This window comes from Ideonella flava (genome assembly GCF_051857595.1).
Lineage (GTDB): Bacteria > Pseudomonadota > Gammaproteobacteria > Burkholderiales > Burkholderiaceae_C > Ideonella.
In genome coordinates, this window is record NZ_JBPZHD010000014.1 from 216,449 (window position 1) to 227,813 (window position 11,365).

General features: G+C 69.1%; 9 protein-coding genes. 8 read left to right on the forward strand and 1 reads right to left on the reverse strand.

Features of this window, described 5'->3' with window-relative positions; genetic code table 11:
- Nucleotides 1-84: 84 nt before the first annotated feature.
- From ACS5PM_RS27800 to ACS5PM_RS27825, 6 genes are read left to right on the forward strand one after another with little or no spacing between them, the layout of a single operon-like run.
- Nucleotides 85-555, forward strand: coding sequence for an NAD(P)H-dependent oxidoreductase subunit E (locus ACS5PM_RS27800; RefSeq protein WP_439391159.1), 471 nt, complete (start codon nucleotides 85-87; stop codon nucleotides 553-555).
- Entirely contained in the window at nucleotides 552-2,090 is a 1,539-nt protein-coding gene (locus ACS5PM_RS27805; RefSeq protein WP_439391160.1) for a formate dehydrogenase beta subunit, read from the forward strand. Before ACS5PM_RS27800 ends, ACS5PM_RS27805 begins: the two co-directional genes overlap by 4 nt.
- Nucleotides 2,091-2,117: 27 nt before the next feature.
- Entirely contained in the window at nucleotides 2,118-4,955 is a 2,838-nt protein-coding gene (gene fdhF / locus ACS5PM_RS27810; protein WP_439391161.1) for a formate dehydrogenase subunit alpha, read from the forward strand.
- Complete coding sequence (gene fdhD, locus ACS5PM_RS27815) at nucleotides 4,952-5,788, forward strand: formate dehydrogenase accessory sulfurtransferase FdhD (RefSeq protein ID WP_439391162.1); 837 nt, start codon at nucleotides 4,952-4,954, stop codon at nucleotides 5,786-5,788. The genes fdhF and fdhD overlap by 4 nt, the downstream gene beginning before the upstream one ends.
- Nucleotides 5,789-5,792: 4 nt before the next feature.
- Entirely contained in the window at nucleotides 5,793-6,017 is a 225-nt protein-coding gene (locus ACS5PM_RS27820) for a formate dehydrogenase subunit delta (RefSeq protein ID WP_439391163.1), read from the forward strand.
- Between the two features lie 17 nt (nucleotides 6,018-6,034).
- Nucleotides 6,035-7,159, forward strand: a complete 1,125-nt coding sequence (locus ACS5PM_RS27825; RefSeq protein WP_439391164.1) for an HPP family protein — start codon at nucleotides 6,035-6,037, stop codon at nucleotides 7,157-7,159.
- A 3-nt stretch (nucleotides 7,160-7,162) separates the two neighbouring features.
- On the opposite strand, the gene ACS5PM_RS27830 is transcribed toward ACS5PM_RS27825, so the two are convergent.
- A complete protein-coding gene (locus ACS5PM_RS27830; RefSeq protein WP_439391165.1) occupies nucleotides 7,163-7,864 on the reverse strand; it encodes a response regulator transcription factor in 702 nt (233 codons plus the stop codon).
- Between the two features lie 139 nt (nucleotides 7,865-8,003).
- Here ACS5PM_RS27830 and ACS5PM_RS27835 point away from each other — a divergent pair, with 139 nt between their 5' ends.
- Together ACS5PM_RS27835 and oxlT are read left to right on the forward strand one after the other, a co-directional pair.
- Nucleotides 8,004-9,530, forward strand: coding sequence for a sensor histidine kinase (locus ACS5PM_RS27835; RefSeq protein ID WP_439391166.1), 1,527 nt, complete (start codon nucleotides 8,004-8,006; stop codon nucleotides 9,528-9,530).
- A 10-nt stretch (nucleotides 9,531-9,540) separates the two neighbouring features.
- Nucleotides 9,541-10,845: an oxalate/formate MFS antiporter gene (gene oxlT, locus ACS5PM_RS27840; protein WP_439391173.1), complete on the forward strand. Its 1,305-nt coding sequence runs from the start codon at nucleotides 9,541-9,543 to the stop codon at nucleotides 10,843-10,845.
- Nucleotides 10,846-11,365: the final 520 nt, after the last annotated feature.

An 11,365-nucleotide genomic window follows, 5' to 3' on the forward strand; every position in this document is an offset into this window, starting at 1 on the left:
TTTCGAATCTTGACTGCGGTCAACGGCCCCCGAAACAGCGGGGCGCGATAGTCGGCTCCACCTTGATCCCGACCAGAGATCCGCATGAGCGAGACAGTGATCGCACCACCCGTGAGACAAGCGCCTTACAACCGTGAAGCGGTGGCGCGGGTGATCGCAGAACGGCGCCATCTCGATGGCCCCTTGATGCCGGTGCTGCACGGCGTGCAGGACGCGCTGGGCCACGTGCCCTCCGGGGCGGTCGGCCAGATCGCCCAGGCGCTGAACCTGTCGCGGGCCGAGGTGCACGGCGTCATCACCTACTACCACCACTTCCGCCAGGAGCCGGCGCGCGGGCCGGTGCTGCAGGTCTGCCGTGCCGAGTCGTGCCGCTCGGTCGGCGGCGAGGCGCTGCTGGCACAGGCCCGGGCGAATGGCAGCTGCACGGTCGAGGCGGTGTACTGCCTGGGCCTTTGCGCGCAATCGCCGGCGGTGATGCTGCAAGGCCAGCCGCATGCCTGCATGACGCCCGCAAAGCTGGATGAACTGATGGCCGAGGCGGGGGATTTCCGATGAGCACCGTGATCTACGTGCCGCGCGATGCGTCCGCGCTGGCGATGGATGCCGACGTGGTGGCTGCCGCCATCGCGGGCCAGGCGGGTGCCCGCGGGCTTTCGGTCAAGGTCGTGCGCAACGGCTCGCGCGGCCTGACCTGGCTGGAGCCCCTGGTCGAAGTGCAGACCTCGGCCGGCCGCATCGCCTATGGTCCCGTCACTCCGGACGACGTGCGCACGCTGTTCGACGCCGGCTGGCTCGAAGGCGGGGCGCATCCGCTGCGCCTGGGTCACACCGAGGACCTGCCGGAGTTCAAGCGCCAGCAGCGGCTGACCTTCTCGCGTTGCGGCCTGGATGACCCGATCGCACCGGTACCGTGGACCGCCCTGAAGAACGCCCTGGCGACGACGCCGGAGGCCATCGTTCAATCGGTGCTGGACTCGGGCCTGCGCGGCCGCGGCGGCGCAGCCTTCCCGGCCGGCATCAAGTGGCGCACGGTCGCCCAGACCTCGTCCAGGCAGAAGTACGTCGTCTGCAATGCCGACGAGGGCGACTCCGGCACCTTCGCCGACCGCATGCTGCTCGAAGGCGACCCCTACCTCCTGATCGAAGGCATGGCGATCGCCGCGCTCGCGGTCGGCGCCAGCAAGGGCTTCGTCTACATCCGCTCGGAGTACCCGCACGCCATCGCCACCTTCGAGCGTGCACTCAAGGCCGCACGCGAGGCGGGTGTGCTCGGCGCCTCCATGCTCGGCTCGGGCAAGGCCTTCGACATCGAGGCGCGCGTCGGCGGCGGCTCCTACGTCTGCGGCGAAGAGACCGCGATGCTGGAGAGCCTCGAAGGCAAGCGCGGCATCGTGCGCGCCAAGCCGCCGCTGCCGGCCCTCAGCGGCCTGTTCGGCCAGCCCACGGTGATCAACAACGTGCTCACCTTCGCCGCGGTGCCGACGATCCTGGAGAAGGGCGCGAAGTTCTACCAGGACTTCGGCAGCGGCCGCTCGCGCGGCACCTTGCCCTTCCAGCTGGCCGGCAACATCAGGCGAGGCGGCCTGTTCGAGCTGCCCTTCGGCCTGAGCCTTCGCGAGCTGGTCTTCGACATCGGCGGCGGCACCCGAAGCGGCCGGCCGGTCAAGGCCATCCAGGTCGGCGGGCCGCTGGGCGCCTACGTGCCTGAATCGCAGTGGGACCTGCCGCTGGACTACGACGTCTACACCGGCAAAGGCCTGGTCCTCGGCCACGGCGGCGTGGTGGTGCACGACGACACGGTGGACATGGCGCAGCTCGCGCGCTTCGCGATGGAGTTCTGCGCCGTCGAGTCCTGCGGCAAGTGCACGCCCTGCCGCATCGGCTCCACGCGCGGCGTCGAAGTCATCGACAAGATCGTAGCCAACCACAACCGGCCGCAACAGGAGAGGCTGTTGCGAGACCTGTGCGACACCATGCTCGCCGGCAGCCTGTGCGCCATGGGCGGCATGACGCCGTACCCGGTGCTGTCGGCGCTCGACCACTACCCGCAGGACTTCGGCCTCGTCCCGCCGGACCAGCAGGCCGCCTGAAGAACACGACCGAAGAGACACACACCCATGCAGCCATTCAACGAAGTCGACTACGGCACGCCCAAGAGTGGGTCCGAGGCACAGGTGACGCTCGAGATCGACGGCCAGCAGGTCACCGTGCCGGCCGGCACATCGCTGATGCGCGCCGCCATCGAGGCCGGCATCGGCGTGCCCAAGCTGTGCGCCACCGACAGCCTGGAGCCCTTCGGCTCCTGCCGCCTGTGCCTGGTGGAGATTGAGGGCCGGCGCGGCTATCCGGCTTCGTGCACCACGCCCGCCGAAGCCGGCATGAAGGTGCGCACGCAGAGCGACAAGCTCGGCAAGCTGCGCCACGACGTGATGGAGCTCTACATCTCCGACCACCCGCTGGATTGCCTGACCTGCGGCGCCAACGGCGATTGCGAGCTGCAGGACATGGCCGGCGCAGTGGGGCTGCGCAACGTTCGCTACGGCTTCGAAGGCGCCAACCACCTGCAGGCGAAGAAGGACGAGTCCAACCCGTACTTCACCTATGACCCGAGCAAGTGCATCGTCTGCAACCGTTGCGTTCGGGCCTGCGAAGAGACGCAGGGCACCTTCGCGCTGACGATCTCCGGCCGCGGCTTCGACTCGCGCGTGTCGCCGGGACAGGACGAGACCTTCATGGACAGCGAGTGCGTGAGTTGCGGCGCCTGCGTGCAGGCCTGCCCGACCGCGACGCTGCAGGACAAGAGCGTGATCTCGCTCGGCATGCCTACGAAAAGCGTGGTCACGACTTGCGCCTATTGCGGCGTGGGTTGCGGCTTCAAGGCCGAGGTCAAGGGCGAGCAGGTCGTGCGCATGACGCCGTGGAAGGACGGCAAGGCCAACGAGGGCCACTCTTGCGTCAAGGGCCGTTTCGCCTGGGGCTATGCCACGCACAAGGACCGCATCACCAAGCCGATGATCCGGGCGAAGATCAGCGACCCGTGGCAGGAGGTGTCGTGGGAAGAGGCGCTCGCGCATGCGGCCTCGGAGTTCCGCCGCATCCAGTCAAGGCATGGGCGTGATTCCATCGGCGGCATCACCTCCTCGCGTTGCACCAACGAGGAGACCTACCTCGTCCAGAAGCTGATCCGCGCGGCCTTCGGCAACAACAACGTCGACACCTGCGCCCGGGTCTGCCACTCGCCCACCGGCTACGGCCTCAAGGCGACCTTCGGCGAATCGGCCGGCACGCAGACTTTCAAGTCGGTCGAGAAGTCCGACGTGATCATGGTCATCGGCGCCAACCCGAGCGATGCGCACCCGGTGTTTGCCTCGCGCATGAAGAAGCGCATCCGTGAGGGAGCGCGGCTCATCGTCGTCGACCCGCGCCGCATCGACCTGGTCTCGGCGCCGCACGTGCGCGCCGACCATCACCTGCAGCTGCGCCCGGGCACCAACGTGGCCGTGATCACCGCCCTGGCGCACGTCATCGTCACCGAGGGCCTGCTGAACGAGGCTTTCATCGCCGAGCGTTGCGAGGAAAGGGCCTTCCAGCAGTGGCGCGATTTCGTGGCCAGGGTGGAGAACTCGCCCGAATACACGGAAGCCGTGACAGGCGTGCCGGCAGCAGAGCTGCGCGGCGCTGCGCGCTTGTATGCCACCGGCGGCAACGCGGCCATCTACTACGGCCTGGGCGTCACCGAGCACGCCCAGGGCTCGACGATGGTGATGGGCATCGCCAACCTCGCGATGGCCACCGGCAACGTCGGCCGCGAGGGCGTGGGCGTGAACCCGCTGCGCGGCCAGAACAACGTGCAGGGCTCGTGCGACATGGGCTCCTTCCCGCACGAGCTGCCGGGCTACCGCCACGTGTCCGACAGCATCGTGCGCGCCGAGTTCGAGGCCGCGTGGGGCGTGCCGCTTGCGTCGGAGCCGGGCCTGCGCATCCCCAACATGTTCGACGCCGCCATGGAGGGCAGCTTCAAGGGCATGTACGTGCAGGGCGAGGACATCGTGCAGTCGGACCCCAACACCCAGCACGTGACCGAGGCCCTGTCGCGGCTCGAGTGCCTGGTGGTGCAGGACATCTTCCTCAACGAGACGGCGAAGTACGCGCATGTCTTCCTGCCCGGCTCCAGCTTCCTGGAGAAGGACGGCACCTTCACCAACGCCGAGCGCCGCATCTCGCGGGTTCGCAAGGTGATGAAGCCGCTGGGCGGCCTGGCCGACTGGGAGGTGACCGTCGAGCTGTCGAAGGCGCTGGGCTACCCGATGGACTACACCCACCCGTCGCAGATCATGGACGAGATCGCGGCGCTCACGCCGACCTTCCATGGCGTCAGCTACGCCAAGCTCGACAAGCTCGGCAGCGTGCAATGGCCCTGCAACGAAGAGACGGCCGAGGACGGCACGGCGATCATGCACGTCGACGAGTTCGTGCGCGGCAAGGGCCGCTTCGTCATCACGCAGTATGTGGCCTCGCCCGAGAAGGTGACGCGCAAGTTCCCGCTGGTGCTCACCACCGGCCGCATCCTCAGCCAGTACAACGTCGGCGCGCAGACGCGGCGAACGCCCAACAACCTGTGGCACGACGAGGACCGGCTGGAACTGCATCCGCACGACGCCGAGGAGCGCGGCATCAAGGACGAGGACTGGGTGGGCATCACCAGCCGTGCCGGCGAGACGGTGCTGCGGGCCAGGGTCAGCGATCGCATGCAGCCGGGCGTCGTCTACACGACCTTCCACTTCCCCGAGTCGGGCGCCAACGTGATCACCACCGACAGCTCCGACTGGGCGACGAACTGCCCCGAGTACAAGGTCACGGCGGTCCAGGTCAGCAAGGTGGCGCAGCCCTCGGAGTGGCAGGTCGAGTACGTGCGCTTCAACGAGAAGCAGCTCGAGCTGCTCGGCAAGGAATGACGGCGATGCACACCCTCGCCCCCGTCCCCGGTTCCGCGTCCCTGCAGGCGCTCGCCTGCCACGGCGGCGTGCCGCGCATGGTCGACGACCTCGTGGCCGACGAGGTGCCGGTGGCCCTGCAGTTCAACGGCCTCTCCCATGCAGTGATGCTCGCCACGCCGCTCGACCTGGAGGACTTTGCATACGGCTTCTCCCTGGGCGAGGGGATCATCGACCGGCCCGGCGACCTGCACGACGTGGAGGTCGAGCAGGTCGACGAGGGCATCGTGGTGCACATCGAGGTCGCGAGCCGCTGCATCGCCAAGCTGAAGGAGCGCCGCCGCACGCTGGCCGGCCGCACCGGCTGCGGCCTGTGTGGCGTCGAGAGCCTGGCGCAGGCGCTGCCGCGCATCGATTCGCGAGTCACTTCTTTGTCCATCGATGTCGACGGTCTCTCCCGGGCGCTGGGCACGATGCGAAGGCAGCAGCACCTACAATCCGCGACCGGCGCAACCCATGCCGCCGCGTGGTGCGACCCTTCCGGCGAGATCCACTTGCTGCGCGAGGATGTCGGCCGCCACAACGCGCTCGACAAGCTGATCGGCGCACTCGCGCGCAGTCGTACCGATGCGCGGGCGGGCTTCTTCGCGGTGACCAGCCGCGCCAGCTACGAAATGGTGCAGAAGACGGTGCGTGCCGGCGTCGGCGTGCTGGCCGCCATCTCCGCCCCCACCGCCCTGGCCGTGCGCAGTGCACAGGAGGCCGGGCTTTGCCTGATCGGCTTCGCGCGCGGGGTCGACTGGGTGGCCTACAGCCATGCCGACCGCCTGATCCTCGAACCGACGACCACCTGACACGATGCACACCGAGCACCTCATCCAGATGGCCAACAGCATCGGCGATTTCTTCGCCGCCATGCCCGATGCCGACGAGGCGCGGGCCGACCTGGCCACGCACATCCAGCGCTTCTGGGAGCCGCGCATGCGGCGCGGCATCCTCGAGCACCTGGACAAGGCGCATGGCGAGGGCCTGAACGCCATCGTGCTGCAGGCGCTGCAGCAGCACCGCGCCCGACTCGCGTGAAGGTCGGCAGCCTCCGCTTGCGCACGCTTTCGGGTGCGAGCTGGCGCGACTTCCTTCCGCCTGACCAGACGGTCGACGGCAAGGAGCGCTGGCGCGCTTCGCTGGGCGCACTGCTCGGTGTCCTGCTCACGGCACTGCTGTGCCACGCCTTCACGCCGCCGCATGCCAGCCTGCCGTGGCTGGTGGCGCCCATAGGGGCCAGCGCGGTGCTGGTGTTCGCCTTGCCGGCGAGCCCGTTCGCGCAGCCGTGGAGCGTGGTCGGCGGCAACACCCTGTCGGCGCTGGTCGGCATCGCTTTCGTGCAGTTGCTGGGCAGCACCCCCTGGGCCGCGGCACTGGCCGTGGGCGTGGCGATCGGGCTGATGTTCGCCTTGCGCTGCCTCCATCCGCCGGGCGGCGCCTGTGCGCTGCTGATGGTGATGGCCGGCGTCGGTGATCCGGGGTTCGCGGTCTACCCGGTCCTCGTGAACTCGCTGCTGCTGTCGCTGGCGGGGGTTCTTTACAACCACGCCACCGGCCGGACCTACCCGCAGCGCCATGCGGTGGGCCCGAAGGTCGACGAGGTGCGGCACCGCTCGTTCACCGACGCCGACCTCGACGCCGTGCTGGCCCGCTACAACCAGGTGCTGGACCTCAGCCGCGAGGACCTGCACATGCTGCTGGAGCAGGCGCAGGCGCAGGCCTGGCGGCGCCGCTCGGGGCAGGTGCGCTGCGCCGAGGTGATGTCGCAGGATCCGGTGGCGGTGAGCTTCGGCACGCCGCTGCAGGAGGCCTGGGCCCTGCTGCGCCAGCACCGGATCAAGTCGCTGCCGGTGGTCGACCGGGCGCAGCGGCTGGTGGGCATCGTCACCCTGGCGGATTTCATGCGCGAGGCCAAGGTGGACGCGCAGGCCGAGTGGCCGCGGCGACTCGCGTCGCTCATCCGGCCCACGCCGACGACCCACAGTGACAAGCCCGAGACGGTCGGCCAGATCATGGCGAGGCAGGTTCGGGTGGTGAGCCAGGACAGGCCGATCGGCGACCTGCTGCCGCTGTTCTCCAGCACCGGGCACCACCACGTGCCGGTGATCGATGGCGAGCGCCGGCTGGTGGGGATGATCACGCAGTCGGACGTGGTCCGCGCCCTGGCGCGCCACGAGTAGCGTTCACTCGACCCGTTTCTGCCGCAAGGCCATGACCGCCAGCTCCGTGCGGCTGCCGGCATGCAGTTTCTCCATGATGCGGCTGACGTAGTTCTTCACCGTGCCCTCGGCGAGAAAGAGCAGGCCGGCGATCTGCTTGTTGCTCTTGCCTTCGGCGATGAGCTGCAGGACCTTGGTCTCCTTGTCGTTCAAGGAGGCGGCCGGATCCTCTTCCACCGGGGGCTGGTAGGTGGGCTTGGGCTCGAGGGCGGACAGGCGGCGGAACTGGTCCAGCACCTTGCGGGCGATCTGTGGCGTCAGGCGTGATTCGCCGCGGTGGACGGCGCGGATGCCCTCCAGCACCTCGACCTCGGTCGCGTCCTTGAGCAGGTAGGCCAGGGCGCCGGCGCGCAGGGCATCGAACACGCTCTGCTCGGCTTCCATGGTGGTCAGCACCAGCACGTGGGTCTGGGGCAGGGCGGCGGTGATCTCGCGCGTGGCCGCGACGCCACCCTTGCGCGGCATGTGCAGGTCCATCAACACCACGTCCGGGCGCAGGCGCCGGGCCGTTTCTATCGCCTCCATGCCGTCACCGGCTTCGCCCACCACCTCCATGTCCGACTCGAGCGACAGCATCAGCGCCAGCCCGCGCCTGACCAGGGCCTGGTCGTCGACGATCAGCACGCGGATGCGCTGGGTGCCGGCTCGCTCGGTGACGGAATTCATGCTGTCCTTAGGGCCGCCGCTAGGATGGATCGGCGAGGGTTCAAGGCAATATACGGCAGTGGCTGCGGCAGCGGTATTCGTGTCGGCCACGAGGAGACGATGACCGGCGTCAGCCCCCGAACGCCGGCACTACAAGTCGATGTCCCGATACCTGCAAGCCCTGGATCCCAGGCGCAGCCTGGCGACCGCGGTGGCCTGGTTCGCTGTCGTGCTGTCGCTGGCCATCGCGCTGGCGCTGCTGACCGTCGGCGACTTCGCCCTCAACAGCATGCTGGCCCAGCGCGACGCGCAGATGATGCGCTTCGCCACCCGGCTGGCCATCGATCTGGAAGGTGCGGTGGCCGGGCCGGGCGGGGTCCTGGCGCTGCCCTCGCGCCAGCGGCTCGGCAAGATCGTCGAGGCCGCGCGCGAGGAGGCCAAGCCCGATCCGAGGGCCCGCGTGCTGCTGCTCGACGACCGACACGACATCGTCTTCCAGCAGCCTGAAGAGTCGTCCGCCGACGTGCCGCTGACCCTGCCGCGCGCCTCGCTCCAGATCGGCGGCAACGGCGAGCACCAGGTGGTCGTCACCGCGCCGCTGTCGCGCGCGCCAGGCCTGCGCAGCCTGGGCATCCGCGTGGCGGTGGTCCAGCCCAGCGAAGAGAGCGGGCACGGCGGCACCCTGCAGGAGAAGCTCACCGCCATTTCCATCCTGCTGAGCATCTTTGCGGCGCTGATAGGCGTGGCCTTCGCGCGCCGGCTCACGCGGCGGCTGAGCGACCTGACATCGCAGGTGCGCAAGGTGGCCAACCAGGAGGCCGAAGGGATCGTGGAGCCGGCCGGCTTCGATGAAGTGGCGGTCCTGGGCCGCGCCTTCGGCCGCCTGCTGAACGCCCTGCGGCAGGAGCATGCGGAGCTCGACCAGCTCACCCGCGAACTCGAGCAACGCGTGCAGGCGCGCACCCGCGAGGTCGAGCGCCTGGCGGCCGACAGCCGCTATGCCGCCGTCGTGCGCGAGCGCCTGCGCTTCGCCCGCGACCTGCACGACACCCTGGCCCATTCGATGATGGAGATGCTGGTCGAGGTTCGCACCCTGCGCATGCTCCATGCCCACGATCCGCAGCGCCTGGCCGCCGAGCTGGAGCGAGCCGAGGAGGTGGCGCGCGAGGGCCTGAAGGAGGCGCGTGACGCCGTGAGCCACATGCGCCTGAACGCGGTGCGCGACCTGGGCCTGGGGGCCGCGCTCAGCGGCGCGACCGTGCGCTTTGCCGAGCGCACCGGGCTGGAGGTCAGCTACCGGGCCGATCCCCAGGCGGCGAGCTTCGCCGACGAGCGGGCCGAGACAGTTTTCCGCATTGCCGAGGAGGCGCTGCGAAACATCGACCGCCATGCCCGCGCGGCGCATGTCGAGGTGGCCTTGCTGCAGGCGGGCGATGGCGAGATCGAGCTGGTGATCGCCGACGACGGTGTCGGCTTCGATCCGGAGTCGAGCTACCCCGGCCATTTCGGCGTCACCGGCATCCGCGAGCATGCCCAGCTGATAGGCGCCCGGCTCGAGCTGCAAAGCCGGCCCGGCGCCGGCACGCGGCTGTGCCTGCGGTTGCGTGTCGGGCCGGAGATGCGAGAGGGGGGTGACCTTGGTCACGATCGTCACCAGGGCGGGCTGCAAGGCCCCGCGCAGGCGTAGAGTGAAGATGATGAAGCGCAGCAGCAGCGAGATCGCCGCCACGCCGCTCGACGCGGGCCTCGGGGACCTGCCCGCGCCGGGCGCGGCCCACCGCTGGGTGCAGCTGGCGATGGGCCTGGTCTGCATGGCGATGGTCGCCAACCTGCAGTACGGCTGGACACTGTTCGTCAACCCGCTGGCGGACAGGTTCGGCTGGAGCCACGCGGCCGTCCAGGTGGCCTTCTCGGTCTTCGTGATTGCACAGACCTTTGTCGTGCCCTTTGCCGGCTACCTGGTGGACGAGGCCGGCCCGCGCCCGGTGGTGTTCGGCGGCGGCCTGCTCTGCGCCATCGCCTGGGTCATGAACGCGATGGCCGACTCGCTCGGCCTGCTGTACGTGGGGGCGGCCATCGGCGGCCTGGGCGCGGGGGCGGTCTACGGCACCTGCGTGGGCAGCGCGCTGAAGTGGTTCCCCGACAAGCGCGGGCTGGCCGTGGGGCTGACGGTGGCGGCCTTCGGCGCCGGCTCGGCGCTCACCGTGCTGCCCATCACGATGGTCATAGCGGCGCGCGGCTACGAATCGGCCTTCCTCTATTTCGGCCTCGGCCAGGGGCTGGTCGTGATGGCCCTCGCGCTGGCGCTGGACAACCCGCACGAGCTGCTGCCGCGAATCACGCTGGCGCCGCCTTCGGCGGCCGTGCCTCAATCGAGCCGCGAGTACACCCCGGCCGAGGTGCTGAGGCAGCCGGTGTTCTGGATGATGTACCTCATCTTCGCGCTCGTGGCTGCTGGGGGCTTGATGGCCACCGCGCAACTGGCGCCTATCGCCGTGCATTTCGGCATTGCGGATGTGCCGGTGGATCTCTTCGGCCTGGTGCTGCCGGCGCTCACGTTTGCGCTCGCGCTGGACCGCGTGCTCAACGGCGCGACGCGGCTGATCTGCGGCTGGGTGTCGGACAAGATCGGGCGCGAGGAGACGATGCTGGCGGCCTTCCTGCTCGAGGCCGTGGCCATCTTCGCCCTGAGCCATTCGGGCGCGCACCCGGTGGTCTTCGTGCTGCTCACCGGCCTGGTGTTCTTCGCCTGGGGCGAGATCTACAGCCTGTTCCCCTCGACCTGCGCCGACACCTTCGGCTCGAAGTACGCGGCCGCCAATGCGGGGCTGCTCTACACCGCCAAGGGCACGGCCTCGCTGATGGTGCCGCTGTCGAGCGTGCTGGTCTCGGTGCTCGGCGACTGGCACGCGGTGTTCCTGATCGCCGGGGGGATGAGCGGCGCGGCTGCGCTGCTGGCCTGGTTCGTTCTGCGGCCGATGCGACACAGGCTGCTGACCTGAGCGGCCTCAACGGTCGAGTGACGCACTGGCCTTCGACAGGCTCAGGCAGAACGGGGGAGGGACGTGTGAGCCGATGGCCCCCAATCCGTTCACCCTGAGCTTGTCGAAGGGCCCGCATCACCAGGCTTCGACAAGCTCAGCCCGAACGGAAAGGTGATCCCCATCCCAACCGTGGGAGTGGGAGCCTGCTGCAACCCACCACCGTTCACCCTGAGCTTGTCGAAGGGCCCAATGGCACATCGCTGGCTTCGACAGGCTCAGCCCGAACGGAAAGGGGGGTGCTCATCCCAGCCGTGGGAGTGGGAGCCTGCCCACCCCACCGCCGTTCACCCTGAGCTTGTCGAAGGGCCCAATGGCACATCGCTGGCTTCGACAAGCTCAGCCCGAACGGAAAGGTGTGCCGTGGTCAAGCCATTCCGGACACTCAGATAGGTAGGGAAGCGCGCTGCAGCAGAAGGCAGCGCTCGTAGTCGGCAGGTGAGCGATAACCCAGCGTGGAGTGCAGCCGCGTGGGGTTGTA